We start from the raw sequence: 26,624 nt of genomic DNA on the forward strand, positions 1-26,624 counted from the left end.
ATCATGACGTTCGCTTCGCGGGTCCGGCTCCTATGCCTGACGAGCGCCTTGACCGTTTTCGCGGCAACTGGCGCGACGATCTTCCCTGTGCTTCCCGCTTTTGCTCTGTCCGACATCAAGGACATCACCCCGCCTACCGCTGACAAGGCTGCGCCGGACCCGGCTGAGCCCGGGATCGACGAAGAAGGGGAGGAATTGCTGCCGGAAGATGCATCGCCCGCCATTCCCGACCCCGATCCGCTGATCAAACCGGCAGACCAGCAGGATACGGCGGCGCCAGAGCCCGACGCTGCCCCAGCAGAGATCATCTATGACATCGAGAAGGCGCCAGAACCCGTGCGCCGCATGCGGCAGTTGATCATCGATGCGGCGACATCCGGCGATATTGCCCGCCTGCGCCCTCTGATGAACCCGGGTCCAGACCAGACCCAGGTGCAGCTCGAAGGCAGCGACAAGGACCCCATCGACACGTTGAAGTCGTTGTCGGGTGATCCCGAGGGCATGGAGATCCTGGCGATCCTTCTCGACATCCTGTCGACTGGCTTCGTGCATGTCGACAAGGGCACGCCGGATGAAGCCTATGTCTGGCCCTACTTCACCGGCAAGCAACTGGGGCAACTGACACCGGTCGAAAAGGTCGAACTGCTGCGAATCGTGACCGCCGGCGATGTGGCCGAAATGCAGGAATACGGCAATTACAACTTCTTCCGGGCCGGCATCACCCCGGACGGTCGCTGGAAATTCTTCACCGCAGGCGATTGATTGACCCTTGGTCAAACTGTGGGCTGTGACGGAGACTGCTTGTCGTTTAGGGTTGCAGCTCTTAACTCTTCCGGCATCGAACTCATCGCGGTGACCCATCATGCCTTCAGCTTTCCTGCCCGACCGCGCCTTCATCCGGATCAGCGGTCCGGATGCCGAGCCCTTTCTTCAAAACCTGATCACCACCGACCTTGGCGCGCTTCAGCCGGGCGTTGCCCTGCCGGGCGCGCTCCTGACGCCACAGGGCAAGATCCTCTTCGACTTCCTGATCTGGCGCGACGCCGATGATCTGGTGATCGACAGCCGGGCCGATCAGCTAGAAGCGCTGATCCGCCGGCTTTCAATGTACAAACTGCGTGCGCCGGTCACGATCGAGGCTTTTGGCGAGAATGGCGCAACCGTGACCTGGGGTGCCGATAGCGAGAACGCAGCGGGCGTGTCCGACCACCGCTTTGCCCTGGCGGGCGTCGAGGTTCGCCGCACTGCAGGCCAGCTCGGAGAAACCGGCCCCGCCGGTGCCTATGATGCCCTGCGCATCCTGAACGGCGTGATCGAATCAGGCAGCGACTATGTGCTGCAGGATGCCTTTCCGCATGACGTGCTGCTCGACAAATCCGGCGGTGTCTCGTTCAAGAAGGGCTGTTATGTCGGCCAGGAAGTGGTGTCGCGCATGCATCACCGTTCAACGGCGCGGCGCCGCGCGGTGATCGTCGCGGCCGATGGTCCGCTGCCGCAAACGGGCAGCGATGTGACGGCCGATGGCAAGGTGATCGGCACGCTCGGCACCGTGGCCGGACAGCGCGGGCTGGCGATCCTGCGCATCGACAAGGCGGGCGAGGCCATGGCCAAGGGTGTCTCGATCCTTGCCGGGGAGACACCGATCACCGTCAGCCTGCCCGGATGGACGGCATTGACCTTCCCGAGCAGCGCGGAGGAGAGCTGAGTATGGCGCTGGCAGACACCGTTTCGGGTCGCGCATGGCAGCGGATGCTTTCGGGGCGGCGCCTCGACCTGCTTGACCCTTCGCCGCTCGACGTGGAGATCTCCGACATTGCCCATGGCCTTGCCCGCGTCGCCCGCTGGAACGGCCAGACTTCAGGCGATCATGCCTTTTCTGTTGCCCAGCACAGCCTGATCGTCGAGGACATCTTTCGTCGCTCGAACCCCAAGGCGACATTGGATGATCTGCTGGTCGCTCTGCTGCACGACGCACCTGAATATGTCATCGGCGACATGATCTCGCCGTTCAAGGCCGTGGTCGGCGGCGGCTACAAGGTTGTCGAGAAGAGGCTCGAAGGCGCCATCCATCTGCGCTTCGGTCTTCCGGCGCATCCGAAGGCAGTGCTAAAGGATCAGATCAAGAAGGCCGACATCGTCTGCGCCTATTTCGAGGCGACCGTACTTGCCGGTTTTTCCGAGGCGGAGGCGCGCAAGTATTTCGGCCAGCCGCGCGGCTTTACCCATGACATGCTGGCGATCGAACCCCTGCCCGCCTATCAGGCGCAGGCAAAGTTCCTGGAGCGCTTCGAGGCCTTGGAGGCGCAACGCGCATCTGTCGGCATGGAGGCGAAATGAGCCTGATCGTCGTTTCGCCGCTCGCGCGCATCGCGGAAATGGCCGTTCGCCACAAGGCGCGCGAAATGATCAGCCTTCTGGCGGTCAATCAGGATTTCCATCGACCAGCCGTGATCCGGGCCGAACGGCATCTGAAACTCGGCGTCAATGACATCACGGTTGCCGGAACCGGCGATCTGATCGCGCCGCAGGCCGCACATGTCGGTCAGATCATCGACTTTGCCCGGTCCTGGGATCGTGAGGCCCCGCTGATCGTGCATTGCTGGATGGGCGTATCGCGCTCGCCGGCCGCTGCCCTGATCGCAAGCCTTGCCGTCGCCCCGGAAGACGATGACGCCGATCTGGCCAACAGATTGCGCGCGGCATCGCCGTTTGCCACGCCGAACATGCTGCTCATCGAGATCGGCGACCAGATGCTTGGCCGGGGTGGCAGGCTGATCGCGGCGGTCAAGTCGATCGGCCGCGGTGCCGATGCGGATGGCAATACGCCTTTTGTCCTGCCTTTGCCGATGCGCGAAACCACCAGCCGATGAGCACCGCGGCCGAGATCGAGATCGGGCTCAATGCGGCAATCGTCGCGATGGCGGGGCGCAGCCCGCGCCTGCTGGTCGTCGGCGAAAACCACAGTGCGCTGGAAGGTCTGCCGTTTGGGCCTTTTGATCCGACCCGGCACCGGACCATGGAAATGTCGCTGCGCCACACGGTCGAGGCCCAGACCGCGCTCGACCTCGGCTATATCGAACAGCTCTACACATTCGGCGACCGCGGGCGGCACAAGATGCCGGGTGATCGCGGACCACATGTGGTCTCTGTCGGTTACCTGGCCCTGACCCGCATGGAGACGGAGCGTGCCGCGCGGCTTGAGGCGTCGGGGGCCAAGTGGCGCGACTGGTATGGCTATCTGCCCTGGGAAGACTGGCGCCAGGGTCGCCCTTTGGTTCTTGATCAGGTCATCCTGCCGGCTCTTCAGCTTTGGGCGGACGAACCGATGGCAGCCACCGCCGGCGGACCGTCGATTGCACGGCGGGCCCGTCTGAAACTCGCCTTCGGGCTCGATGATTTCCCCTTCGATGAAGAACGCGTGCTGGAGCGTTATGAACTGCTTTACGAGGCGGGAGTGCTGGATGAAGCCATACTCGACGGTCGCGTGGAGAACCGACGGATTGCCAGTGCGCTCGGCATACCGATGCGCCATGATCACCGGCGGATTGCGGCCACGGCGCTGGCGCGGCTGCGCGGCAAGATCAAGTACCGGCCGGTGGTCTTCGAGTTGATGCCGCCGGAATTCACCCTGACCGACCTGCAGGCCACCGTCGAGGCGATCTCGGGCCGGCATCTGCACAAACAGAATTTCCGTCGGCTCGTCGAGGGTGCAGAACTGGTCGAACCGACCGGCTCGACACAATCGGCAACGGGTGGGCGCCCCGCAGCACTCTTCCGCTTCCGACGGCAGATTCTCGAAGAGAGACCGGCGCCCGGTCTGAAGCTCGGCGGTCGTGCCGGAGGTTGACCTCGAGCCGAGCCTCGATCGACTTAACATTCTGAAAAAAATGGTATTTTCGACACGATCTTCGAGATCAGCATTCTTCGGCGGGAACGAAATTTCCATTCCGTTCCCGCAGGTGACGGATCACGGCTTCGCTCCGTCCGTCAGCCTGCCCCGGCAATCCGAAGATGCCGAGGCGAAGACGGCCTGAATGCCGGACTGCCGCCACAATCCGACACTGGCTATCAGGCCTGTTCGACTTCCGTTATCTCACCGGCATTTTCACGGTAGGCGTCGATCACCCTCTGCATCTCGTCGAGAACGTCGAGGAGGCTGATCGTCGAACCATCATCGCCGGATTCCGCATCTGCTATAGGCGGCGCAGCCATTGGCGGTCCACTGACCTCAAAAGCCTCAAGGAACTGATCCTCGGTCAGAGACCCAACGCCTTCGGTATCAGCCGCAGAAAACAGGCTGATTGCCTGTTCCTCGCTCATGTCATCTGGCCGGCCGGTAACAAACTCTTCCTGCGTCACAGTGCCATCGGCATCTGCATCAATGGTAGCAAAGAGGTCGCGCGCGTGCTCGCTATGCTGGTCATTGCCAGCCGCAGAATTGGCGCCGCTTTCGAGCAGCATGGTAATCAGGCTGCTGGCCAGTTGTGAGGCCATGCCTGTCGCAGCATTTTCGCCTTCGACGGTTGGATCCTGCGTCCGGGAAGGCTTAGCCGCTTCGAGTTCTTCGGCGCTGACGACGCCGTCGCCATTTGTGTCCAGGCTCGAGATAGAGAGGGTAGAGCTGGCGCCGGCGCTGCTCGACGCAGATATAATACTCGTCATACAAACCTCCTTATGAAAAGGGCTTCAATGTTTGTATCCGCAGCACGCAAAACCAAAATCTGAGAACGCTTTCGGGCTAGGGGATTCGATCCGAGGCGTCAAAAGTTAATAATCACCCCTGATAAGTAGCTCAGCCGTCCGCTAATATTCACCTAAGACATTGATAAATATTAATTAAGCAATAACAAATTCGGGCTTCAAGGCAGGAGATTTCGACAAATACGGTCCTTCGAGGTACTAAAATTATTCAAGTTCGATATCAAGGCCGATGTCGAGCGTCGGGGCGGCCATGGTGATCTTCGAGGTCGAGATGTAGTCGACGCCCGTCTCGGCGATGGCCCTGATGGTCTGGAGATTGACATTTCCGGAGGCTTCCAGCGCAATCCGGGCCGGGATTTCGGCATAGGCGTCCACGGACAAGCCGTGGTGTTTGCGGTTGATCTCGACTGCCTCGCGCAGCATGTGCGGCCCCATATTGTCGAGCAGGATCACATCCGGGCGTGCTTCAAGCGCTTCGCGCATCTGCTCGAGCCCGTCGACCTCCACCTCGACCTTGACCAGATGACCGGAATAGGCGCGGGCCGCACGGATCGCGGACGCGACACCACCCGAGACGGCGATATGATTGTCCTTGATCAGGATGGCATCATCCAGGCCGTAGCGATGGTTCGAGCCGCCGCCGAGCCGTACCGCATATTTCTCCACCGAGCGCAGGCCCGGCAGGGTCTTTCGGGTGCAGGTCACACGGGCGCTGGTATGGGCGATCTCGGCGGCGAAGCGGGCGGTGTAACTCGCGACGCCGGAGAGATGCATGAGGAAGTTCAGGGCGACGCGTTCTGCCGAGAGAACCGCACGCGCCGCACCTTCGACCCGCGCCAGCGGCTGGCCGGGCGCGACGCGGTCCCCATCGGCGACAAGCGCCTCGAAGCGCAGCGCCGGATCAAGCAGGCGAAACGCGGCGCGGGCCAGCGGCAGGCCGGCGACCACGCCATCTTCCCGGCTGTTCATCGCGGCGAGAGCGATCTTTTCCGGCCCGATCGTCGCATAGGTGGTAATATCGCCAGCGCGGCCAAGATCTTCCAGAAGGGCTGCACGGACGAGATCGTCAACCATCAGGGGCGAGAGTTCGGGACGAAAGCTGCCGGTCATGATGCTGTCCTTTTCCTGTCTCAACCGATGATCTCGGCAACGATGCGATCGGCATCCTTGAGTGTCATATAGGTGCGGTGGCGCTGGGCGTCGCTGGGCTCCGGGAAATCCGCACGCATATGCGCGCCCCGGCTTTCGGTGCGCTGCAAGGCGCCGACCGCAATCAGCTTGGCAACGGCTGCCATATTGGTGAAGCGGACCCTCTTGTTTTCCCGCTCCAGGCGGGCGATTTCGCGGATCAGCGTCTTCAGGCCTTCTCCGTCGCGGATGACGCCAGCGTGGGTGCTCATCAACTGCCGCAGGGTCCGCAACTGCGCACTGTCCTCGATGGTCACCAGATCGTCGTTCTCGCCAGCCGTCTTCGGCCACTCATACAGCGTCGCCTCGGGCAGCAGCCCCTTGATGTGGTCGGCGATTCGGCCGGCAAAGACCACCGCTTCGAGCAGCGAATTGGAGGCCAGGCGATTGGCACCGTGCACGCCGGTCGAGGTCACTTCGCCGGCGGCCCACAGACCGTCGAGCGACGTGCGGCCATCGGCGTCCACCGCCACACCGCCCATATGATAGTGCACCGCCGGCACGACCGGGATCGGCTGGGTGACGGGATCGATGCCGGCCGCCATGCAGGAGGCATAGACGGTCGGGAACCGGGTGGGAAAATGACTGCCAACCGCCTTGGTGCAATCGAGGAATGCGCCACGACCGGCCGAAACCTCGGCAAAGACGCCACGCGCAACGATGTCACGCGGCGCCAGTTCGGCGTCGGCATGCAGGTCAATCATGAAGCGATGGCCGGCCTTGTTGACCAGGATCGCACCGTCACCGCGCAAGGCTTCGGTTGCCAGCGGTGCCGGATCATGGCCGATGTCGATGGCCGTCGGGTGGAACTGGACAAATTCGGCATCGGCTATCATCGCGCCGGCCTTGGCGGCCATGCCGACACCCGTGCCGCGGGCTTCAGGCGGATTGGTCGTCACCTTGTAAAGATGGCCGACACCGCCGGAGCACAGCACGACGGCGCGGGCGGAAAAGGCAACGCGGCTCTTCGACTGGCCGGCATCCGGACGGGCGACGACGCCGGAGACGAATCGTCCCTCGGCGATCAGTTCCTCGACGACGTAGCCTTCCATGACACGGATCGACGGCGTGCGACGGACAGCCGCGATCAGCGCCTCCATGATCGCCCCACCTGCCCGGTCGCCGGCCACCCGGACGATGCGGCGTTCGGAATGGGCTGCCTCGCGCGACAGCAGCAGATGACCTTCCAGATCACGGTCGAACGGCACGCCATAGGCAAGCAGATCGTGAATGCGATCCGGGCCTTCAGAGATCATCAGCCGGGCAATCTTTTCCTCGACGATCCCGGCACCGGCTGACACCGTATCGGCCAAATGCTTGTCGAAACTGTCGCCGGGGCTCATCGCCGCGGCAATGCCGCCCTGCGCCCAGGCAGAGGAGGCGCCCTGCCCGATCGGTGCTGCGGCCAGGATGGTGACCGGGCGCGGGCTCAGTTTCAGGGCGCAGAACAGCCCCGCCAACCCGCCGCCGACAATGACGATATCGTCGATCCCCTGCCAGGACTGCGGCCGCATCGATTCCAGATTGATTGCCATGTCTGCCTCCCCCAGCGCCGGCCGGGCATTACTAGTTCTTCAAATTGATCATCCGTTCGACCGCCAGGCGCGCGCGACCGGCAATCGCCGGATCCACGGTCACCTCCTCCGTCATATAAAGCAGGCTGTCGAGGATCTTCGGCAGGGTGATCCGCTTCATGTGCGGACAGAGGTTGCAGGGCTTGACGAAATCGACGTCCGGCAGTTCGACCTGGATGTTCGAGGCCATCGAGCATTCGGTGACCAACAGCACACGGGCGGGGCGCTTCGTCTTGACGTAGTCGATCATGCCCTTGGTCGAGCCGGCATAGTCGGAGACTTCGAGCACGCTCGGATGGCATTCGGGATGGGCGACAATCTCGATGCGCGGATCGGCCTTCTTGTATTCGAGAAGTTCGTCGGCCGTGAAGCGTTCATGCACTTCGCAATGGCCCTTCCAGGTGAGGATCTTCTTGGTCGTCTGGTTGGCAACGTTCATCGCCAGATATTCATCCGGGATGCACAGCACGGTATCGCTGTCGAAGCTGTTGACCACGTCGACGGCATTGGCCGAGGTGCAGCAGATGTCTGTCTCGGCCTTCACGTCAGCCGAAGTGTTGACATAGGTGACGACGGGCACGCCGGGGTAACGTTGTCTCAGCAGGCGGACATCGGCGCCGGTGATCGATTCCGACAGGGAACAGCCGGCGCGGCCATCCGGGATGAGAACGGTCTTAGCCGGATTGAGCAATTTCGAGGTCTCGGCCATGAAATGCACGCCACACTGGACGATGATCTCGGCATCGACCGTGGTCGCGTCGCGGGCGAGCTGCAGCGAATCGCCCTTGATGTCGGCGACGCAGTGGAAAATTTCCGGCGTCTGGTAATTGTGGGCGAGGATGACCGCGCCGCGCTCCTTCTTGATGCGGTTGATCGCATGGATATAGGGGGCAAACACCGGCCACTCGATCGCCGGAATGAAATCCCTCACCTTCTCATAGAGATGAGCGGTTTCCTTGGCGACGGCCGGCGTATAGCTCAAGTCGGGACGCTCCAGCACGCCGAAACGCTCGGCTGCGGTGCGCGAATGTGCCTTGGCCGTATCGGCCCTCAGTGCGTTTGCGTCTTCCATGGCGGCCTCTCCTCCCACTATTATGCTCAACTTGAGCATAATAAAATCCAAAGAAAACCGGCTGCTGCCGGTGGTTCCGATTTAGGAAGTTTCCCGTCGGAATGCAAGCACGTTTGCATAAAGCCTTGTGCGACGCGAACGGCAGCGTGATCTTGCGCTCTTTCACCTCGGCTGAAAAACGCTAGTGTTGCCCCACCCAAAGCACCTACCCGCGAGGCCGCATGCTCGAAATCCTGGTCCTGATCCTTGTCGGCATCCTTTTTGTCACCCAGCGCGGGGCGAGCAAACGGATCACCAAGCTCGAAAGCGATGTGGCCGGCCTGAACGAACGGCTGGTGATGCTGCAGGTCGCTGCACCGGTGGTTTCGACGGAGACAGCGCCGAGCTCTGCATTGCACGACGTCGAAGGGCAAACGCCGGAACCGCCGCGGACTGTCGCGGAACTGGAGGCAAGTGAACCGGAGACGCGGCAAGACATAACCGCCCCGGAGCAAGCCGGTGTCGAGCCGCCGGCCGATGCACCGCTACCCGATATCATCGCCGCCCGCACACCGTCAGCCAGCAAATCAGACACTCTGGAAAACGTGCTCGGCGCACGCTGGGCGGTTTGGGCGGGGGGCCTGGCGCTGGCGCTCGGCGGCCTGTTCCTGGTCCGTTACTCGATCGAAAGCGGTCTGCTCGGCCCGGCTGTGCGGCTGACGCTCGCCGCCCTGTTCGGTCTGCTGCTGATTGCCGGTGGTGAACTCGTGCGGCGCAAGGCCTTGCCGAAAATGGCAGCCCTGCATGAAAACGCAATGATCCCCGGCATCCTGACCGCCGCAGGTGCCCTGACGCTGTTCGGTGCGATCTATGCGGCGCATGGTGTCTACGAGTTCATCGGCGCGACCACGGCCCTCCTGCTTCTGTCGCTGGTTGCCTTTGCCGTGCTCGGCCTGTCGCTGCTGCATGGCCAGGCGCTGGCAGGCCTTGGTCTCGCCGGCTCGATGATCACGCCGGCGCTGGTTTCCAGCACATCGCCAAACCCGTGGACACTGTTCGCCTTCCTGACCTTGTCGCTGGTCGCGACCGCTGCCGCTTCCCGCTTCAGACGCTGGCATATCGTGCCCTCGATCGCCCATGCCGGCCTCGGCCTCTGGGCGCTCGCCTATATCGCTTTCAGCGACCCGGCAGACCTGACGCCCGTAACGCTGGCGCTGATTGCCATGGTCGCCAGCTGGCTGCTGATCTGGCCGGGCACGACATTCAGCAAGGAGCCGGACAATACGGCCGTGTCCTGGGACAATCTCGGCAAACTCGCCATTCGCGGCGCGATCGGGCTCGACATCACGATGGCGCTTGCGGTGATCCTGCCGGCACTGGCGCTACTGTTCGTCGGTAGCGTCATGGATCTCTTTCCGCTTTATGCCTCGGCGGCCCTGATCGCGTCGCTTGCGGCGGCAGGCGCTGCCCGTCACGGCGCATTCTGGCCGGCCGTGATGTCCGCATTCACCGCCGTGCTGCTTGTCCTGACCGAAGCCGCATTGACGACGGATATTCTGTGGATGCTGGGCTCAGCCAGCAGCGGCCCCGTGACCCTGCCAAGTCTCGGCAATCTGCAGATCCTCCTGTCTCTCGGGCTCGGCGGGATCTTCCTGCTACTCGGCCTAACCTTCATCCGCCGTCGCTGTGCTGCCGATCCGATCTTCGCCACGCTCTGGGCAGCGATCGCGGCCGCCGTTCCGACCGTGCTCGCCACTGTCAGCTTCGTCTTCTATGGCGTCTACAGCCGCGACTGGACGCATGGTCTCTACGCGATTGCGGTCGGGCTCGTGCTGATTGCAGCGGCAGAGACGATCGGCAAGATCGCGCGGCCGGATGACCTGCGCCGTGCCCGCGACCTGCTGATTGCCGGAAGCTTCGCCGCACTTGCCTTTGCCCTGCATGCGCTGACCGATGGCATTGTGACGACCATATTGCTCTCGGTACTCGGCTTTGCCTTCCTGATCGCCACGCGCCTGCGTCCCTGGAGCGGATTGCCGTGGATGATGGCAGCGGCTTCCGTCGGCGTGCTGTTGCGCATCGGCTGGGAGCCGACGTTGGTCGGGCAGGATATGCTGGGCAAGACGCCATTCCTCAATGCCCTTCTGCCCGGTTACGGCATCCCTGCTCTTCTGGCCGCAGTGGCAGCCTATGAATTGCGCCGCTGGCCGGGTGTTCGGGTGCGCAACGCCCTGCAGGCGATCGCCAGCCTGCTCGGACTTCTGGCTGTCGCCATCCTCATCCGCCACGCGATGAATGGCGGCGTGCTCGACGACAGCGTGCCGACGCTTGGCGAACAATCGATCTACACACTGCTGTTCATCGGCCTTTCCGGCATCATGATGACGCTCGACCTGAAATCGCCGAGCCCGGTGTTCCGTTACGGATCGATGGCGGCTGGCGTGGTGTCGATGCTGCAGGTGCTGACGGCCCATCTCGGCGCGCTGAACCCGTTCTTTACCGGTGAAAGCACCGGCAACTGGCCGCTGATCAATCTGCTTTTCATCGGCTACCTGTTGCCCGGCCTCGCTTATGCCGGACTGGCCACATATGCCCGCGACAAGCGGCCCCTGCCCTATGTGACGCTCCTGGCGATCAGTGGTGCCGCGCTTGGCTTTGCCTGGGTGACGCTCAGCGTGCGCCGCTTCTGGCAGGGTGAATTTATCGCTGAATGGAAGGGCTTCCTGCAGGCCGAGACCTATAGCTATTCTGTCGCCTGGCTGCTGATCGGGGTCGGGCTTCTGGTCCTCGGCTCCCGATTGAATGCCCGCAGCCTGCGCATCGCCTCTGCCGTGCTGGTCATGTTGTCGGTCGGCAAGGCTTTTCTGATCGACATGAGCAATCTCGAAGGCGTGCTCAGAGCCTTGTCCTTCATCGGCCTCGGCGCGGTGCTGATCGGCATCGGGCTGTTCTACCAGAAGATCCTGAGCAGCAGGCCGGCGCAGGACAATGAGGCGATCGCAACGCCCCCAATCGAAGAGGTTGCAGAGAAAAGTTGAGCGCAATTGCTAGAGAGAGTTCGACTGGTCTAAATGGCGCCCTGCAACCGCATGGAATCATCATGGCCGAAACACTGACTGCAACCGCCTTTGCCCCGTTCGAAGCCCTGGCTGCGCATCTCCTGCCGCATTCGACGGACAGCGATGACGGCTCGCACGATATCGCCCACATCCACCGGGTGTTCCGCAATGCGATGCGCATTCACACGAGCGAAGGCGGCGATGGCGAGGTTCTGGCTGCAGCCGTCTTGCTGCATGACTGCGTTGCGGTCGAGAAGAATTCGCCGCTGCGTTCACAGGCGTCGCGGCTGGCTGCAGACAAGGCCTCCGGCATCCTTGCCGGTCTCGGCTGGGACGCTGCCCGCATCGCAGCCGTCGCCCATGCCATCCTGACCCACAGCTTTTCCGCCAATATCGCGCCGCAAAGCATCGAAGCGAAGATATTGCAGGATGCCGACAGGCTCGACGCGATCGGTATGGTCGGCGTCGCGCGCTGCTTCTACATTGCCGGCCGCATGGGTTCCGGCCTCTATGACCCGGCTGACCCAGAGGCAAAAGGCCGACCGCTCGACGACCGGCGTTTCGCCATCGACCATTTCCCGGCCAAGCTGCTCAAGCTTTCCGACGGATTCCAGACGGCGACCGGCCGCGAACTGGCCACGGAGCGGCACGAGCGCCTGATCCATTTCCTGTCCCTGTTCCACGATGAAATCTGAGGCTGTCATGCAGGTCACCGAACTCAATATCTTTCCGCTGAAAAGCGCCCGCGGCATCACCGTGCCATCCACCCGCATCGAGGCCATGGGACTTGCCGGCGACAGGCGCATGATGATCGTCGACCCGTCCGGCCAATTCATCACCCAGCGCGAATTGCCGGCTCTGGCGCGGCTCACGGTCGCTCCAAACGAGAGCGGTGTACTCCTGACGCTGGACGACGGCCGCGAGGCGCTGGTCGCGCCGCCGCAGCCGGACAGTCGCATGGACGTGGCTGTGTGGAAATCGATCGTCAGCGCCGCCGTGGCGGACGATGCAAGCAATGCGACGCTGTCGGCGTGGTTCGGCACACCGATGAAGCTGGTGTTCTTCGATGCAGCCGCCCGGCGGCTTGCCAGCAAGGAATGGGCCGGCAACGACAGCCCTGTGAGCTTCGCAGACGGCTATCAGGTTCTGGTGACGACGACCGGTTCGCTGCGCGCCCTGAACGAGGACATGGCCAGACATGACGAAGGCGCGGTGGAGATGGAGCGCTTCCGGCCAAACATCGTCGTCAACTGCGACGAGGCCTGGGCCGAGGATCGCTGGACGGCAATCGAGATTGCCGGCATCCGCTATGACTTCGTCAAGCCATGTGCCCGCTGCATCATGACCAGTCAGGACCAGACAACGGGGTCGCGCGAAGGCGCCAGTCCGATCCCGGCCATGGGCCGCATACGCATGTCGGCCGACCGGCGTGTGCCCGGTCCCTTGTTCGGCTGGAACGCTGTACCGCGCAGTGAAGGTGCGATCAAACTCGGGGACGAGGTGACCATTATCGAAGAGCGTGCAGAAAGCTGGGCGATCAAGAAGCGCTGAGCCGGCGAGCCAAGCACTATCCCCTGTTTCGAGCGCGATGCTGACGATCATCAATTACGCTGATGGCCAGTTCATCAATTGGCGTTTTTCGTGGCGAGAGCACTCTTGTATTGTCTGCCGACAACCGGAGCGAATCTCATGGCCACAACCATCCCCCGTCCCACCATGCCCTGGCTGATCATCATCGCCGGTTCGCTTGTTGCGGTCATGACATTCGGCCCGCGTTCGGCAATGGGCTTCTTCCAGTTGCCGATGCTGGCGGATCGCGGCTGGGACCGCTCGACCTTCGGTCTGGCCATGGCATTCCAGAACCTGTGCTGGGGTGTGAGCCAGCCGTTCTTCGGCGCACTTGCCGACAAATACGGAACCGGTCGGGTAATCGTCATGTCCGGTGTGCTTTATGCGCTTGGCCTGCTGATGATGGCACATGCATCCGCGCCGATCTGGCTGCATATCGGTGGCGGCGTGCTGGTCGGTACGGCGATCGGCGCTGGCTCGTTCAGCGTGATCCTCTCGGCATTCGCCCGCAATGTGACGCCCGAGCAACGCTCAATGGCCTTCGGCATCGGCACGGCCGCCGGTTCTGCCGGCATGTTCCTGTTTGCGCCGCTGTCACAGGGGCTGATTTCGGCCGTCGGCTGGTCGGACGGACTGGTCTACATGTCGATGATGATGCTGATCGTACCGCTGCTCGCCTATCCGCTGCGTGGCAACGCCAGTTCCGGCACCCAATCCAAGGCGCAGTACGAGCAGACAGTGGCGGCCGCGCTGAAGGAAGCGCTGACCCACAAAAGCTACCTGCTGCTGACCACCGGCTTTTTCGTCTGCGGCTTCCAGGTGGCCTTTATCACCGCGCATTTTCCCGCCTATCTCGGCGACATCGGCATCGAGGCAAGCTACGCCGTCATCGCCATGGCGCTGATCGGCTTCTTCAACGTCATCGGTTCGCTGGCCGCCGGCGTTATCGGCCAGCGCTATTCGAAGCCTTATTTCCTGGCGCTGATCTATATCGGCCGCTCGATCGCGGTGACAGCCTTCCTGCTGTTGCCGCAATCGCCGACATCGGTGGTGATCTTCGCCGCCGTGATGGGCCTGCTCTGGCTGTCCACCGTGCCGCCGACAAACGGCCTCGTCGCGATCATGTTCGGTACGCGCCATCTCGGCCTGCTTGGCGGCCTGGTGTTCCTGTCGCATCAGATCGGCTCCTTCCTCGGCGTGTGGATGGGTGGCTACCTTTACGACCGCTTCGGTACCTATGACCAGGTCTGGTGGCTGGGTGTAGTGCTGGGGCTTTTCGCGGCAGTGGTGCATTGGCCGATCCGCGAAAAAGCGGTCGAGCGACCGGTTGTCGTCGCGGCTTAAATTTGCTCCAAATAAGATTTTATTTCGGCTTTCCCGCCGGATAGGATCAATTTTGCCTCATTTTGTGCGCCTGCGAACGTCAGCAGAAAATTATTTTATTTTTGCTGACGACCCCGTTGACGGATTCGCATCCTGCACCTACCTTGTGGATGCTGGTTCGACACTGACTGCGATCCCAGCGTAAGGTCTCGCCCTTGAGACCGCAGCCAAAGAAGGAGGTCAGCGAAATGCCAGTTGTGTTTCATGATACCGCCCGATCCTGGCAGATTACCCCGCGCTTTGTGATGGGCAAATCCCATCTCAAATGCACCTGTCGAATGTGACTTTGCGCAAGCACTGAACTCAATACATCGACATCTAGTTTTGCTCCGTGCAGCGCACGGGCGGGGAATATTGTTATGAAGAAGCAAGTTATCGAATATGCCGGAGTTCCGGTTGGCATCACCATACCCGATGGCGATCGGTTCAAGTTCATTGCCGTGAAATATCCAGTCATCGACCTGGACGGCGGCAGCTACCGCAGCATTGGCGACCTGCAGGTCGCCATTCACCAGCATATGCAGAAGTCTGCACCGGAAGATCAGGAAATTTTCTTCGGCGCCGCCAATTCGGCAGGCTCTGCAAGTGACCGCAAGGTCTTCAATGCAGCCTGACAGAAACCTTCGCGTGCCGTGCCGGCTTCGAGCCCGCGCGGCACGTAGACGTGGCGGTCGAGGAAATAGCGGGTCAGCTTGAAGGCCGATGCCAGACTTTCCACATCGGCAGCGCGACGCGCTCCGGGGGAGAGAAAATCCGGTAAAGCCAGCATCTTGTCGGCCCAGGGCTGACCGGCGCCGCGACTGACGGCACGCCCGGTCTTCGGTGAAACAAAGACGAGTTCGTCGCGACCACCGGTCGCTGCACATTGCTCCAGATCCAGCCCGAACCCCAGATCATTCAACAATGCCAGCTCGAAGCGAACGAACAGTTCGCCAGCGGAGGCCGGCTCATGCAGGTGATCGAGGATCACATCAAGTGCCTCGAAAAGATGCGGATGAGGATCCCGCTCAGGCAGAAGCCGCAGCAGCGAGCCTAGCGCCTGAACGCCGTAGACGGCCGTGGCACTCTCCATCAACCGCCCTGCGCGCAATTCCACCGGCTCGACGCGATACTCGCCGATATGCTCGTCGAGACGCGCACGCCATGTCACTTCCAGCCGGTTTCCCGGCTGCAGGACCGGCTGCATCGAGCGGGAACGGCCTGAACGGACCATGCCAAGATGGCGGCCGCGATGACGCGTCATCATTTCGGCGATGACGCTGCTTTCGCCATGTCGCCGCACACCGAGAAGGATCGCTTCATCTGTCCATTGCATGAGGAGATTCTACTCCAGCGACGGCATCAATAACAACCGCCGCCAAGGCCTCATCCGGCCATATCGGCAAGATATGTGCCCACCCAGCGGCGCCAGTGTTCGATCGCCAGAGACTTGCCCGGGAAGCGCCCCTCCTGATGGAACTGCGCCATGGTCTTCATCGCCTCCAGCACGACGGCTGCCATGGCCTGCCGCTCCTCCTCGGCAAGAGACGGGCGCCAGGCGGCGAGGATCGACACGATCTGCTGCCTCAGGCTGGCCCGCAGCACGCCAGGCCGCACACCGGGTTGCTCCCAGCGCGCATCGAGGAGGCTAAGAACGAGGCTCCGCTCCGATGCATGCGCCATGAACATTTCCAGCAGTCTCGCCGAAAGGCCGTCTGCATGCAATTGCGGGGCGGCCTGACGAATTGCCTCAAGCTCCGTCGCCAGATGCTCGGCATAGCGAGCGACCAGCGCATCGGCGAGCAGGTCCTTGTTGGGGAAAAACTGGTAGAGCGAGCCGATCGGGGCCCCTGCACGCGCAGCTATCCCGGTCATTGTCGCAGCCTTGTAACCTTGTTCGGCGAAGACGACTGCGCCGGCGTCAAGCAGCATGGCGACGCGGGCAATGCCGCGCTTGCGCTTCGGCTCCTTGGCAATCGGTGCAACAGGTGAACTTGACTTTTGCGAGGACATCTTCATAAATCTTATTTGTGAGGCTAGCCTCATTTATTGTCATATTCGTCGTTTCGTCCAGCCCTTTCCCGCCTTTTCCAGCAAGGGGGCCAGACAAATGAAAGACAGGAAGTCGCATGTCAGAGAGCAAAGGTGAGAACTGTCCGCAAACCATCGTGACGGACGAGGGCCCGATTGACGTGCCACCGACGCCTGCCCCGTCGCCGGGCCTTTTGACAACGCTTCCGACCGTCGTGCGCTGGGCAGTTCTGGCGCTGGTGTCGTTTGTCCTGTCCGGCGCGCTGTTCCTGTCACACATTCCCGGCGCCCTACTGCTCGGCCCGATGGCCGCGGCCATTCTGGTGGCGACCAATGGCGCAAGGCTTTCGGTGCATCGCGTGCCCTATGTCATTGCCCACTCGCTGATCGGCTGCATCATCGCCCGATCGCTCGATCTCGAAACCCTGAAGGCCGTGGCGCATGACTGGCCGATCTTCCTGTCCATCGTGCTTGCGGTGATCGCAGCCAGCAGCCTGCTCGGTTATCTGATTGCCAAGGCCGACATCCTGCCGGGCACGACCGCCGTCTGGGGAACGTCAGCGGGTGCGGCCTCGGCCATGGTGCTGATGGCAGAAGCGCATGGCGCGGATGCCAGGCTTGTCGCCTTCATGCAATATCTGCGGGTGGTCTTCGTTGCGACCGGCGCCTCGATCATGGCCGCATTCGTCTTCAATATCGAAGGTGGTGCCGCACAGGTCATCGTCTGGTTTCCGCCAACCGACTGGTTCGAACTGGGAAAGACGGTTGCCGTTGCGCTGGTTGCTGCGGTGATCGGCGCGAAACTGCGGATCCCGGCCGGCACCATGCTACTGCCGATGGTCGCGACAACGACCCTGCATATCCTCGGCTATATCACCATCGACCTGCCGGAATGGCTGCTGGCTCTGGCCTATGGCCTGCTCGGCTGGAAAATCGGGCTCAGCTTCACCCGGCGCATCCTGCGGCATGCGGCAAGCGCCCTGCCGCAGGTGGTCGGATCGATCGTGCTGCTGATGGGTTTCTGCGGCGGACTTGCCTTCCTGCTCTGGTGGCTGAAAGGCATCGATCCGCTCACCGCATATCTGGCGACAAGCCCGGGCGGGCTTGATTCGGTCGCCATCATCGCCGCCTCGACGCCGGTCGACATGTCCTTCGTCATGGCACTGCAGACGACGCGCCTGTTGCTGATCATTCTGATCGGACCGGCAATCTCAAGCTTCGTCGCCCGCAGGCTGACGGTAAAAGGCTAGCCGCGCGACATCAGTCGCGCGGGAATTCCAGACCCATTTCGCGGAAGCGTTCCGGGTCATTGCCCCAGTTTTCGCGAACCTTGACGAACAGAAACAGGTGCACCGTCTGTTCGAGGATTTCCGACATCTCGCGGCGGGATGAACTGGAGATCGACTTGATCGCTTCGCCATTCTTGCCAAGCACGATCTTCTTCTGGCTGTCGCGCTCGACATAGATGACCTGCTCGATGCGCACCGAGCCGTCCTTGCGCTCTTCCCATTTTTCCGTCTCGACATGCGAGGAATAGGGAAGCTCCTGATGCAGGCGCAGGAACAGCTTTTCGCGGGTGATTTCGGCGGCCAGCTGGCGCATCGGCAAATCAGAGATCTGGTCTTCCGGATAATACCAGGGACCTTCCGGGAAGGTGTCGGCCAGATAATCCATGATGTCTTCACAGCCAGAACCGGTCGTGGCCGAAATCATGAAGGTGCGGTCGAACTTGACGGTCTCGTTGGCGGTCGTCGCCAGCTTGAGCAGCGCTTCGCGCTCGACGCGGTCGATCTTGTTCAACACCAGGATCTTCGGCTGCGGCACGTCCTTCAGCGCCTCGAGGATTGCTTCGGCATCGCCGCGCAGACCTCGTTCGCTGTCGATCAGGAGCAGGATCAGATCGGCATCCTTGGCGCCGCCCCAGGCAGACGTGACCATGGCACGATCAAGCTTGCGACGCGGCTTGAAGATGCCGGGCGTGTCCATGAAGACGATCTGGGCGTTCTTGTGGATCGCGATGCCGCGCATCACGGCGCGGGTCGTCTGCACCTTGTGGCTGACGATCGACACCTTGGCGCCGACGAAACGGTTCACCAGCGTCGACTTGCCGGCATTGGTCGGGCCGATCAGGGCAACGAAGCCAGACCGGGTCGGGCCGGTTCGGCTCGGGTCGGGTTGTGTCAAGTTGGCGTCGGGCGCTTCATCGACGTCAGGAATTTGGTTCTCTGTCATATTTTCCATTCAGTTGGCGTCTGTGGCCTTGGCCCAGATGCCTTCGCGTTCGAGAATTTTTGTGGCTGCCACCTGTTCGGCGGCACGCTTGGAACGGTCCGTTCCCATTTCCGGCTTCACGCCGGGGATTTCGACGATCACCGTAAAGCGGGGATCATGATCCGGTCCGGAGCGTTCGGCAACCTTATATATTGGCGATGCCGCATGTTTGGCATGCGCCCATTCCTGCAGTTCCGTCTTCGCATCGCGGCGGGCGCCATCGGCGCGGCTGGCGCGCGCCGTCCAGAAACGCAGAATGAAACCGCGCGCAGCTTCAAGACCGGCATCGAGATAGATCGCCGCAATCAGGCTTTCGACGACATCGGCGCGGACATTGAGCATGTTCGATGCCGTGATCGCCTTCACGTCCGAACCGGTGCGGATGTAGCGATGAAGCTGCATCTCGTCGGCCACCGCGGCGCAGGTTTCGGCACTGACCAGCTGATTGAAACGAACGGAGAGTTCGCCTTCCGTCGCATTGCGATAGGTGGAAAACAGCAGTTCGGCGACACAGAGGCCCAGCACCCGGTCGCCGAGGAATTCCATGCGTTCGTAGTCGCCGCGGCTCTTCGAGACATGGGCGCTCGCATGGGTGAGAGCCCTCTGCAGGCGTTCACGCTCGGCAAAGCCATGACCGATCACAGCTTCAAGCTGCTTCCAATCCTCTTCGCCGAGCCCTCTTGCCTTCTTCATTCGACAACCTTGAACAGACGATCCCAACGCATGTTGGCAGGCCATTTCCAGATCTCGCGGAACGAGGTGTCGTTGCCAAGCGAGAAGAAGATCACCGAGGCACGGCCGATCAGGTTTTCAGCCGGCACGAAACCGACATCGAAACGGCTGTCGAGCGAATTGTCGCGATTGTCGCCCATCATGAAATAATGGCCTTCGGGCACGATGAATTCGCGGGTGTTGTCGCCGCGGGTATCGGGCGCCTGGTCAAGCGTCTGGTAGGTGACGCCATTGTCCATGGTTTCGCGGAAGACCGGCACGTCGGTGCCCGGATCCATGCGATAGTCGGAGGTAAAAGCACCGTCCTCGGCACGCGGCACAGGCTGACCGTTGATGTTCAGCACGCCGTCGATCACCTGGATACGGTCACCCGGCAGGCCGACAAGGCGCTTGATATAGTCGATCTTCGGGTTAGGCGGGAAGCGGAATACGACAATGTCGCCACGCTCCGGCGCGCTTTCGAAGATACGTCCTTCGAACAGGTTCGGCGAGAAGGGCAGCGAATACTTCGAATAGCCATAGGAAAACTTGTTGACGAAGATGTAGTCGCCAACCAGGAGCGTCGGCATCATCGACCCGGACGGGATCGTGAAAGGCTGGAAGAACACGGTGCGGATGACCATGGCCAGCAGCAGGGCCTGGATGATGACCTTGATGTTCTCCCAAAGGGCACTTTGAGTCTTTTCAGCTCGTTCGCTCACGCGGTTCTATTCCTTTTTGCGAATTTCCTGCCCTGTCTAGTCGGTTCGCATCGACGCGGCAACCGCCGACGGCGGCAAACAGGCGCGACCAAGCAGCTCAGCTGCTCTCCGGCAAGGCTTCAATGATGACGAATGCCTGGGCTAGCGGGTAGTCGTCGGTGATTGTCAGGTGAATGGATGGCACATGGCCGGGCGGCATCAGACCGAGCAGAATGGTTTGCGCCCCACCGGTCAGCTTCATCGTCGGCTTGCCGGACGGCAGATTGACGACGCCCATGTCCTTCCAGAACACGTTCTGGGCAATGCCAGTTCCGAGCGCCTTGGACATGGCCTCCTTGGCGGCAAAACGCTTGGCATAGGAAGCGGCGCGGTTCTTGCGGCCATCCGATTTCTTGCGCTCAATTTCGGTGAAGCAGCGATGGGTAAAGCGGTCGCCGAAGCGCTCGATGGATTTTTCCACCCGCCGGATATCGATAAGGTCACTTCCAAGGCCGATGATCATGGTCAGACGCTCGCGGTTCCGTCGAGGGCTTCAGCCAGACGCTGGCGGGCGCGGCTTGCCAGATGACTGCGCCGCCTTTCCTGAAAACCGTGGACCGCCCAGTAGGTCATACCATAGAAGACCACGGCGCTGATCGCAGCCAGCGGTATCGCACCGATCAGCATGGGCTTGAGCACTGGCCCCCACAAGTGGGTCAGATCGAAGGAATGCAATAGACGGTGCAGATCGAGCGGGGCGGCCTTCCCGGGTCCATCGCGACCAAGAATGACTTCGCCAACTTCCCAGGTGGAAGCCCAGATCAGGGGAAATGTCAGTGGATTGCCAAATGCCGTGCCAAGAGCCGCGGCGGCGAGATTGCCTGCGACGACATAGGCGATAGCAAGGGCAAGCAGGATGTGCAGGCCCATCAAGGGCGTCCAGGAAGAAATCACGCCTGCCGCAACGCCTGCCGCAATCGCATGCGGTGTTGCCGTCAGCCGCAGGATCCGCTTGCGGACATAGTGCAGCGAACGCACGAAACCCTTGCGGGGCCAGAAGAAGTCCCGGAGCTTGCGTGAAAGAGGCAATGGTTGGCGGCGTCTGAAAAGCATGCTGCACATGTAGTGGATGGGACATGCTTCCTGCAAGAGCGGGTCGGAAATTCGCCACCCGCCCCAAAAGCGAACGCCGGCATCAAAGCCGGCGTCGAAATCATCACGATCGGATTGGATCGATCAGCTTAGAAGCCGCGACGGAAGGCGCCACGATCGATTTCGCGCTGACGGTATTCCAGGTCAACCAGGTCACGGGCGCCGTTCAGGTAGTTCATTTCGCGTTCGGCAACAGTCGGGACGCGAAGGGCACGGGCGAATTTACGGATAGGAGCAAACATTTTTCTGTCCTCAGTTCTGTGTTTCATCTGTTGAGGAGAAGATAATATTGCGCCGCACAAACCACCAGTCCTGATTGGCGACACCAGCCATGCGTAAGGCGCATGACTCGGCCCTTCAGGTTTACGTTTTAGGCAGAATAGTGACTAAAAGAAAGGCAGGTCGCCGCCAATGTGGCCCGGACGGGCCACACTTCATACCGCAGCATGTGGAAACGCCAAATGAAGTCGACCGGCAGACTCAGTCGTAGATCCGCTTGACCGTGGAGATGCAGTCCAGTTCCTTGAGTTCGCCGAGCAACTGGTTGAGCTGGCGAAGATCCCAGACCTCGATATCGAGGCCCATTTCGGTGAAGTCGGTGGCGATCCGGATCATGTTCAGCACGCGGATATTGATGTCGAGGCGTGCGACGCATTGCGCGACGGTGGCCAAGGTCCCCGGCTCGTTCAATGCATTGATCAGGACGCGGGCAACAAAGCGCGATTTGTTCGCCTCGTCCAGATCCCAGCGCACATCGATCCAGCGCTCCGGTTCATCATCGAAGCGCTGCAGCGCCGAGGCCTGGATCGGATAGATGGTGATCCGCCTGTCGTCTTCCATGATGCCGACGATCCGATCGCCAGGGACAGCGCCCGCCGGACCGAAATGCACCTCGGCATTGCCCGAAAGACCGCGGATTGGCAATGGCTCAGGCCCGTCGCCGGCCGTCGGCGCATCGCCCACCGGCCGAGCCTTGCCCGGAATCTTGAAGACCATGCCATTGGCGCTGTTCATCGCGAACCAGCCTTCATCGGCATTCGGCTTCACGGTGACGCGTTCATCCTGATAGTCGGGATAGACGGCGCGCAGGACATCGAGCGACGACATTTCGCCACGGCCGACAGAGGCGATGGCATCCTCGACATCGCGCTGGCCGAGCCGGTGCAGGACCGGGCGAAGATTGTCCTTGGAGAAGACCTTGCCGGCGCGCTCGAAGGTGCGCTCGAGGATGCGCTGACCAAGACCCGCATATTGCTTGCGTATCGCCATGCGGGTGGCGCGACGGATGGCGGCGCGGGCCTTGCCGGTGACGACGATCTCTTCCCAGGCGGCTGGCGGCACCTGGACGCCGGAGCGGATGATCTCGACCTCGTCGCCGTTCGACAGGCGCGTGACCAGCGGCATGATCGAACCGTTGATCTTGGCGCCCACGGTCGTATCGCCGATATTGGTATGGACAGCATAGGCAAAGTCGATCGGGGTCGCCCCGCGCGGCAAAGCGATCAGCTTGCCCTTGGGCGTAAAACAGAAGACCTGATCCTGGAACAGTTCGAGCTTGGTATGCTCGAGGAATTCTTCCGGACTGTCGCCTTCCGCCAGCGCCTCGATCGTGTGGCGAAGCCAGGAATAGGCATTGCTCTCGCGCGACAGCAGTTCGCCCGGCTCGCCGTTTTCACCATCCTTGTAGAGCGCATGGGCGGCAATGCCGAATTCGGCGATCTCGTGCATGCGGCTGGTGCGGATCTGCAGTTCGATACGCTGGCGCGACGGGCCAACGATCGTCGTGTGGATCGACCGGTAGTCGTTCTGCTTCGGCGTCGAGATATAGTCCTTGAACCGTCCCGGCACGACGCGCCAGCGCGTGTGCACGATGCCGAGTGCTCGGTAGCAGCCGGGAATATCGTCCACGAGGATACGGAAACCGTAGACGTCGGAGAGCTGTTCAAAGGACAGCGACTTCGACTGCATCTTGCGGAAAACCGAATAGGGCCGCTTCTGCCGACCCTTGACCGATGTGTTGAGCAGACCGTTGGCGACGAGCAGGTCACGCAACTCGTCCTCGATCTTGGTGATCAGGCCTTCATTGCGGGTCGAAAGTTCGGCCAGACGCTGGGTCACCGTCTCATAGGCTTCGGGATTGATGTAGCGGAAGGAAAGGTCCTCCAGCTCGTCACGCATGTCCTGCATACCCATGCGGCCGGCGAGCGGCGCATAGATTTCCATCGTCTCTTCGGAGATGCGGGCGCGCTTGTCGTCGCGCATATGCTCAAGCGTGCGCATATTGTGAAGACGGTCAGCGAGCTTGACGAGCAGCACACGCACGTCGTCGGAAATGGCGAGCAGCAGCTTGCGCAGGTTTTCCGCCTGCTTGGCCTTCTTCGAGACCAGATCGAGCTTCTTGAGCTTGGTCAGGCCTTCAACCAGGCGACCGATGTCCTCGCCGAACAGTTCGTCGATCTCCGCGCGGGTCGCGGATGTGTCTTCAATCGTGTCATGCAGGAGGGCGACTGCAATCGTCGATTCATCGAGACGCATGTCGGTGAGAATGGCGGCAACCTCAAGCGGGTGGGAGATATAGGGATCTCCGCTGGCGCGCGTCTGCTTGCCGTGCTTCTGCATGGCATAGACATAGGCCTTGTTGAGAAGAGCTTCGTTGGCGTCGGGCTTGTACTTCTGTACCCGCTCCACAAGCTCATACTGCCGCATCATTCGGACGTCTCCCAGAAACGAAAAGCGCGCCAGTCTGTGTGACTGGCGCACGCAATTCAACCGTCCAAAGCAGACTAAAGTCTGACCTATTGACGATTAGTAATCGTCGCTCTTTTCCGGCGGCACGAGGCCTTCAATACCGGCCAAAAGATCTTCTTCCGACATCTGGTCGAAAGTCACGGTTTCCGGCATGTCATCTTCGTCGTCAGACTTCGATGCACCGGAGCCGGCAATCATCGAACCCGAATCCTGTTCCGGCTCGTCGACTTCGACATGCTTCTGCAGCGAATGGATCAGATCTTCCTTCAGATCGTCGGGCGAAAGGGTCTCGTCCGCGATTTCGCGCAGAGCGACGACCGGGTTCTTGTCCTTGTCGCGATCGATGGTGATCGGTGCGCCTTGAGAAATCTGGCGGGCGCGATGGCTTGCGAGCAGCACGAGCTCGAAGCGATTTTCGACTTTGTCGATACAGTCTTCAACGGTGACACGGGCCATTGCCTGTCCTTTGCGGTCATGAATGCATGGGATTGAGGCTGCGATACAATCAATAGAGGGGAAATTCAAGTTTTTCGTCATTCCCTCTTGCCTGAACGGCCAATAAAACGCGGGAAAGCCAAAAAGCGCCACCTGATTCAACCTCTGCGTGCTTGGAATATTAGAAATCCTGCCCTACATATTTTCATATATGAACACTTCTTAATGTAACTGGGGTGCTCTGAAGTTGAAAGGCAAAGTCTTGTTTTGATTGCTTTTTGCCCAGTATGAATATTTGCATTCAAGGATAATTCCGATGTTCGACCCCCGCGAGAAAATCGCCCTTTTCATCGACGGCGCCAATCTCTACGCAGCTTCCAAGAGCCTTGGCTTTGATATCGACTACCGGAAACTGCTCAAAGCATTTCAGAAGCGCGGTTACTTGCTGCGGGCATATTATTATACGGCACTGATCGAGGATCAGGAATATTCGTCGATCCGCCCGCTGATCGACTGGCTCGACTACAATGGCTACAAGGTCATTACCAAGCCTGCCAAGGAATTCACCGATTCCATGGGCCGCCGCAAGGTCAAGGGCAACATGGATATCGAACTGGCCATCGACGCTATGGAACAGTCGGAAACCGTCGATCACCTGGTGATCTTCTCCGGCGACGGGGATTTCACCACTCTGGTCGAAGCGCTGCAGCGCAGGGGCCGCAAGGTCTCCGTGGTATCGACGATGGCAACCCAGCCGCCGATGATCGCCGACGATCTGCGTCGCCAGTCCGATCATTTCATTGACCTTATGACACTGAAGGCGGAAATCGGCCGTGACCCGAGCGAACGGGGAGCGCCGCGCGTCATGAGCGAGCCGGCTCCGGCAAGCGAACACGATCACTGAGCACGTTGGCGTGTGATGTGACAACGCTTCATATCTGCTCGTTCAAAGACACTGAGTGATATCGACGCCCGATTTTCGGCGGCAAGTCTTCCGCTTTGCGCTAGCATCGCACCATGCTGTTCAAACGCCCCACCCACGACACATTGTACACCGCGCTCGTCAATCGCGATGCCGCCTATGACGGCTTCGCCTATGTCTGCGTCACCTCCACCAAGATCTTTTGCCGCTTCACCTGCACCGCGCGCAAACCTAAGCCGGAAAACTGCATCTTCGAGGAGACGATGGCCGCCTGCATGCAGTCCGGCTTCCGCCCCTGCAAACGCTGTCGTCCGATGCTGGCTTACGGCGCGCCGGATCCACTGGTGAAAAGCCTGCTGGAGGCGCTTGACGCTGATCCGGCCCGGCGCTGGAGCGAGGACGATATTGTCGCGCTCGATCACGATCCTTCGACCGTGCGCCGCAGCTTCAAAAAACGTTTCGGCATGAGCTTTCTGGAAATCGCCCGACTGAGACGGGCGGGCCAGGCCGCTCAAACCCTTTCGCAGGGCGAGCCGGTGATCGATGCGCAACTCGATGCCGGCTACGAATCGGGCAGCGGCTTCCGCCAGGCCATCACCCAGTTGTTTGGCGCAGCGCCAGCCGAACTCAAAGGCCGATCGCTGCTCAAGGCCGACTGGATCGAAACGCCGATCGGTCCGATGATGGCGATTGCCGACGAACATGCCCTGCATCTGCTGGAATTTGCCGATCGCCCTGCCCTGCCGAACGAGATCCACCGGCTGCAGACGCTGAACGGCCAGGCGGTGACACTCGGGCGCAACGCAGTCATCGACCAGATAGCAGCCGAGCTATCAGACTATTTCGACGGTAGGCCGACCCCGTTCAAAACCAGGCTTGCCGGGCATGGAACTGCTTTCGAGCGCGCGGTCTGGCAGGCGCTGCGTCAGATCCCGGTCGGCGGCACCCGCAGCTACTCCGGTCTTGCTGCAGAGATCGACCGCCCCACCGCCGTCAGGGCCGTTGCCCGCGCCAATGGCGCCAATCAGATCGCGATCGTGGTCGCCTGCCACCGGGTGATCGGGGCGGATGGAAGCTTGACGGGGTATGGTGGCGGTCTCTGGCGCAAGCAATGGCTGCTGGAACACGAACGCCGCATGGTTGAGCGGG

27 protein-coding genes are annotated in these 26,624 nt (G+C 61.2%); 13 read left to right on the forward strand and 14 right to left on the reverse strand.

Annotated elements, in window-relative coordinates; genetic code table 11:
- The first annotated feature begins 3 nt into the window (after nt 1–3).
- The 5 genes from GVK95_RS18980 (at nt 4) to GVK95_RS19000 (ending at nt 3,847) form a co-directional block, all read left to right on the forward strand.
- Nucleotides 4–762 carry a hypothetical protein gene (locus GVK95_RS18980; RefSeq protein WP_159952262.1) on the forward strand — a complete coding sequence of 253 codons (759 nt, stop codon included), beginning with the start codon at nt 4–6 and terminating at the stop codon, nt 760–762.
- A gap of 100 nt (nt 763–862) precedes the next feature.
- The gene (locus GVK95_RS18985) at nt 863–1,705 is read left to right on the forward strand and encodes a folate-binding protein YgfZ (RefSeq protein WP_159952263.1); all 843 of its coding nucleotides are present in this window, start codon (nt 863–865) and stop codon (nt 1,703–1,705) included.
- Between the two features lie 2 nt (nt 1,706–1,707).
- Nucleotides 1,708–2,337 carry an HD family hydrolase gene (locus GVK95_RS18990; protein ID WP_159952264.1) on the forward strand — a complete coding sequence of 210 codons (630 nt, stop codon included), beginning with the start codon at nt 1,708–1,710 and terminating at the stop codon, nt 2,335–2,337.
- Nucleotides 2,334–2,870 (forward strand): tyrosine phosphatase family protein, encoded by a 537-nt coding sequence (locus GVK95_RS18995; RefSeq protein ID WP_159952265.1) that lies wholly within the window; start codon nt 2,334–2,336, stop codon nt 2,868–2,870. Before GVK95_RS18990 ends, GVK95_RS18995 begins: the two co-directional genes overlap by 4 nt.
- Nucleotides 2,867–3,847 carry an NAD regulator gene (locus GVK95_RS19000; RefSeq protein ID WP_159952266.1) on the forward strand — a complete coding sequence of 327 codons (981 nt, stop codon included), beginning with the start codon at nt 2,867–2,869 and terminating at the stop codon, nt 3,845–3,847. The genes GVK95_RS18995 and GVK95_RS19000 overlap by 4 nt, the downstream gene beginning before the upstream one ends.
- 221 nt (nt 3,848–4,068) lie before the next feature.
- On the opposite strand, the gene GVK95_RS19005 is transcribed toward GVK95_RS19000, so the two are convergent.
- The 4 genes from GVK95_RS19005 to nadA all read right to left on the reverse strand — a co-directional run bounded on the left by GVK95_RS19005 (nt 4,069) and on the right by nadA (nt 8,535).
- Entirely contained in the window at nt 4,069–4,662 is a 594-nt protein-coding gene (locus tag GVK95_RS19005) for an EF-hand domain-containing protein (RefSeq protein WP_159952267.1), read from the reverse strand.
- A gap of 243 nt (nt 4,663–4,905) precedes the next feature.
- Complete coding sequence (gene nadC / locus GVK95_RS19010) at nt 4,906–5,811, reverse strand: carboxylating nicotinate-nucleotide diphosphorylase (RefSeq protein WP_159952268.1); 906 nt, start codon at nt 5,809–5,811, stop codon at nt 4,906–4,908.
- Between the two features lie 20 nt (nt 5,812–5,831).
- A complete protein-coding gene (locus GVK95_RS19015) occupies nt 5,832–7,424 on the reverse strand; it encodes an L-aspartate oxidase (protein ID WP_200844325.1) in 1,593 nt (530 codons plus the stop codon).
- 31 nt (nt 7,425–7,455) lie between these two features.
- Nucleotides 7,456–8,535: a quinolinate synthase NadA gene (gene nadA / locus GVK95_RS19020; protein ID WP_159952269.1), complete on the reverse strand. Its 1,080-nt coding sequence runs from the start codon at nt 8,533–8,535 to the stop codon at nt 7,456–7,458.
- Between the two features lie 221 nt (nt 8,536–8,756).
- Between nadA and GVK95_RS19025 the strand changes: the two genes are divergently transcribed.
- The 5 genes from GVK95_RS19025 (at nt 8,757) to GVK95_RS19045 (ending at nt 15,139) form a co-directional block, all read left to right on the forward strand.
- A complete protein-coding gene (locus tag GVK95_RS19025) occupies nt 8,757–11,552 on the forward strand; it encodes a DUF2339 domain-containing protein (protein WP_159952270.1) in 2,796 nt (931 codons plus the stop codon).
- 62 nt (nt 11,553–11,614) lie between these two features.
- Complete coding sequence (locus tag GVK95_RS19030; protein WP_159952271.1) at nt 11,615–12,268, forward strand: HD domain-containing protein; 654 nt, start codon at nt 11,615–11,617, stop codon at nt 12,266–12,268.
- 7 nt (nt 12,269–12,275) lie between these two features.
- Complete coding sequence (locus GVK95_RS19035; RefSeq protein WP_159952272.1) at nt 12,276–13,124, forward strand: MOSC domain-containing protein; 849 nt, start codon at nt 12,276–12,278, stop codon at nt 13,122–13,124.
- 138 nt (nt 13,125–13,262) lie between these two features.
- Complete coding sequence (locus GVK95_RS19040; protein WP_159952273.1) at nt 13,263–14,486, forward strand: MFS transporter; 1,224 nt, start codon at nt 13,263–13,265, stop codon at nt 14,484–14,486.
- A gap of 398 nt (nt 14,487–14,884) precedes the next feature.
- Nucleotides 14,885–15,139, forward strand: coding sequence for a hypothetical protein (locus GVK95_RS19045; RefSeq protein WP_007600236.1), 255 nt, complete (start codon nt 14,885–14,887; stop codon nt 15,137–15,139).
- On the opposite strand, the gene recO is transcribed toward GVK95_RS19045, so the two are convergent.
- Both recO and GVK95_RS19055 read right to left on the reverse strand, forming a co-directional pair.
- Entirely contained in the window at nt 15,067–15,840 is a 774-nt protein-coding gene (gene recO, locus GVK95_RS19050; protein WP_159952274.1) for a DNA repair protein RecO, read from the reverse strand. The genes GVK95_RS19045 and recO overlap by 73 nt on opposite strands.
- A gap of 50 nt (nt 15,841–15,890) precedes the next feature.
- Nucleotides 15,891–16,517: a TetR/AcrR family transcriptional regulator gene (locus GVK95_RS19055; protein WP_159952275.1), complete on the reverse strand. Its 627-nt coding sequence runs from the start codon at nt 16,515–16,517 to the stop codon at nt 15,891–15,893.
- 116 nt (nt 16,518–16,633) lie between these two features.
- Between GVK95_RS19055 and GVK95_RS19060 the strand changes: the two genes are divergently transcribed.
- A complete protein-coding gene (locus GVK95_RS19060) occupies nt 16,634–17,785 on the forward strand; it encodes an AbrB family transcriptional regulator (RefSeq protein WP_159952276.1) in 1,152 nt (383 codons plus the stop codon).
- A 10-nt stretch (nt 17,786–17,795) separates the two neighbouring features.
- On the opposite strand, the gene era is transcribed toward GVK95_RS19060, so the two are convergent.
- The 8 genes from era to rpoZ all read right to left on the reverse strand — a co-directional run bounded on the left by era (nt 17,796) and on the right by rpoZ (nt 24,574).
- On the reverse strand, nt 17,796–18,776 hold the full coding sequence (gene era, locus GVK95_RS19065; RefSeq protein WP_200844326.1) for a GTPase Era: 981 nt from the start codon (nt 18,774–18,776) through the stop codon (nt 17,796–17,798).
- Nucleotides 18,777–19,499, reverse strand: a complete 723-nt coding sequence (rnc, locus tag GVK95_RS19070) for a ribonuclease III (protein ID WP_159952277.1) — start codon at nt 19,497–19,499, stop codon at nt 18,777–18,779. It abuts the gene before it with no gap.
- Nucleotides 19,496–20,239, reverse strand: a complete 744-nt coding sequence (gene lepB, locus GVK95_RS19075; RefSeq protein WP_159952278.1) for a signal peptidase I — start codon at nt 20,237–20,239, stop codon at nt 19,496–19,498. The genes rnc and lepB overlap by 4 nt, the downstream gene beginning before the upstream one ends.
- Nucleotides 20,240–20,336: 97 nt before the next feature.
- A complete protein-coding gene (acpS, locus tag GVK95_RS19080) occupies nt 20,337–20,741 on the reverse strand; it encodes a holo-ACP synthase (protein WP_159952279.1) in 405 nt (134 codons plus the stop codon).
- A gap of 2 nt (nt 20,742–20,743) precedes the next feature.
- Nucleotides 20,744–21,331, reverse strand: coding sequence for a DUF2062 domain-containing protein (locus tag GVK95_RS19085; protein WP_159952280.1), 588 nt, complete (start codon nt 21,329–21,331; stop codon nt 20,744–20,746).
- Nucleotides 21,332–21,459: 128 nt separating this feature from the next.
- Nucleotides 21,460–21,612, reverse strand: a complete 153-nt coding sequence (locus GVK95_RS19090) for a DUF3563 family protein (protein ID WP_007600225.1) — start codon at nt 21,610–21,612, stop codon at nt 21,460–21,462.
- Nucleotides 21,613–21,850: 238 nt separating this feature from the next.
- Nucleotides 21,851–24,079: a bifunctional (p)ppGpp synthetase/guanosine-3',5'-bis(diphosphate) 3'-pyrophosphohydrolase gene (locus tag GVK95_RS19095; RefSeq protein WP_159952281.1), complete on the reverse strand. Its 2,229-nt coding sequence runs from the start codon at nt 24,077–24,079 to the stop codon at nt 21,851–21,853.
- A gap of 96 nt (nt 24,080–24,175) precedes the next feature.
- On the reverse strand, nt 24,176–24,574 hold the full coding sequence (rpoZ, locus tag GVK95_RS19100; RefSeq protein WP_159952282.1) for a DNA-directed RNA polymerase subunit omega: 399 nt from the start codon (nt 24,572–24,574) through the stop codon (nt 24,176–24,178).
- 295 nt (nt 24,575–24,869) lie between these two features.
- On the opposite strand from rpoZ, the gene GVK95_RS19105 reads away from it, so the two are divergent.
- A complete protein-coding gene (locus GVK95_RS19105; protein ID WP_007600220.1) occupies nt 24,870–25,457 on the forward strand; it encodes an NYN domain-containing protein in 588 nt (195 codons plus the stop codon).
- Between the two features lie 113 nt (nt 25,458–25,570).
- The coding region (locus GVK95_RS19110) for a trifunctional transcriptional activator/DNA repair protein Ada/methylated-DNA--[protein]-cysteine S-methyltransferase (RefSeq protein WP_159952283.1) at nt 25,571–26,624 on the forward strand (1,054 nt) is incomplete at its 3' end.

The organism is Rhizobium sp. 18065 (assembly GCF_902706095.1).
In the GTDB taxonomy this organism is placed as follows: domain Bacteria; phylum Pseudomonadota; class Alphaproteobacteria; order Rhizobiales; family Rhizobiaceae; genus Allorhizobium.

Bases quoted from the DNA above. Each gene is read 5' to 3' on its own strand.
- GVK95_RS18980 (WP_159952262.1), top strand. From the start codon at position 4: ATGACGTTCGCTTCGCGGGTCCGGCTCCTATGCCTGACGAGCGCCTTG.
- GVK95_RS18985 (WP_159952263.1), top strand. From the start codon at position 863: ATGCCTTCAGCTTTCCTGCCCGACCGCGCCTTCATCCGGATCAGCGGT.
- GVK95_RS18990 (WP_159952264.1), top strand. From the start codon at position 1,708: ATGGCGCTGGCAGACACCGTTTCGGGTCGCGCATGGCAGCGGATGCTT.
- GVK95_RS18995 (WP_159952265.1), top strand. From the start codon at position 2,334: ATGAGCCTGATCGTCGTTTCGCCGCTCGCGCGCATCGCGGAAATGGCC.
- GVK95_RS19000 (WP_159952266.1), top strand. From the start codon at position 2,867: ATGAGCACCGCGGCCGAGATCGAGATCGGGCTCAATGCGGCAATCGTC.
- GVK95_RS19005 (WP_159952267.1), bottom strand. From the start codon at position 4,662: ATGACGAGTATTATATCTGCGTCGAGCAGCGCCGGCGCCAGCTCTACC.
- nadC (WP_159952268.1), bottom strand. From the start codon at position 5,811: ATGACCGGCAGCTTTCGTCCCGAACTCTCGCCCCTGATGGTTGACGAT.
- GVK95_RS19015 (WP_200844325.1), bottom strand. From the start codon at position 7,424: ATGGCAATCAATCTGGAATCGATGCGGCCGCAGTCCTGGCAGGGGATC.
- nadA (WP_159952269.1), bottom strand. From the start codon at position 8,535: ATGGAAGACGCAAACGCACTGAGGGCCGATACGGCCAAGGCACATTCG.
- GVK95_RS19025 (WP_159952270.1), top strand. From the start codon at position 8,757: ATGCTCGAAATCCTGGTCCTGATCCTTGTCGGCATCCTTTTTGTCACC.
- GVK95_RS19030 (WP_159952271.1), top strand. From the start codon at position 11,615: ATGGCCGAAACACTGACTGCAACCGCCTTTGCCCCGTTCGAAGCCCTG.
- GVK95_RS19035 (WP_159952272.1), top strand. From the start codon at position 12,276: ATGCAGGTCACCGAACTCAATATCTTTCCGCTGAAAAGCGCCCGCGGC.
- GVK95_RS19040 (WP_159952273.1), top strand. From the start codon at position 13,263: ATGGCCACAACCATCCCCCGTCCCACCATGCCCTGGCTGATCATCATC.
- GVK95_RS19045 (WP_007600236.1), top strand. From the start codon at position 14,885: ATGAAGAAGCAAGTTATCGAATATGCCGGAGTTCCGGTTGGCATCACC.
- recO (WP_159952274.1), bottom strand. From the start codon at position 15,840: ATGCAATGGACAGATGAAGCGATCCTTCTCGGTGTGCGGCGACATGGC.
- GVK95_RS19055 (WP_159952275.1), bottom strand. From the start codon at position 16,517: ATGTCCTCGCAAAAGTCAAGTTCACCTGTTGCACCGATTGCCAAGGAG.
- GVK95_RS19060 (WP_159952276.1), top strand. From the start codon at position 16,634: ATGTCAGAGAGCAAAGGTGAGAACTGTCCGCAAACCATCGTGACGGAC.
- era (WP_200844326.1), bottom strand. From the start codon at position 18,776: ATGGAAAATATGACAGAGAACCAAATTCCTGACGTCGATGAAGCGCCC.
- rnc (WP_159952277.1), bottom strand. From the start codon at position 19,499: ATGAAGAAGGCAAGAGGGCTCGGCGAAGAGGATTGGAAGCAGCTTGAA.
- acpS (WP_159952279.1), bottom strand. From the start codon at position 20,741: ATGATCATCGGCCTTGGAAGTGACCTTATCGATATCCGGCGGGTGGAA.
- GVK95_RS19085 (WP_159952280.1), bottom strand. From the start codon at position 21,331: ATGCTTTTCAGACGCCGCCAACCATTGCCTCTTTCACGCAAGCTCCGG.
- GVK95_RS19090 (WP_007600225.1), bottom strand. From the start codon at position 21,612: ATGTTTGCTCCTATCCGTAAATTCGCCCGTGCCCTTCGCGTCCCGACT.
- GVK95_RS19095 (WP_159952281.1), bottom strand. From the start codon at position 24,079: ATGATGCGGCAGTATGAGCTTGTGGAGCGGGTACAGAAGTACAAGCCC.
- rpoZ (WP_159952282.1), bottom strand. From the start codon at position 24,574: ATGGCCCGTGTCACCGTTGAAGACTGTATCGACAAAGTCGAAAATCGC.
- GVK95_RS19105 (WP_007600220.1), top strand. From the start codon at position 24,870: ATGTTCGACCCCCGCGAGAAAATCGCCCTTTTCATCGACGGCGCCAAT.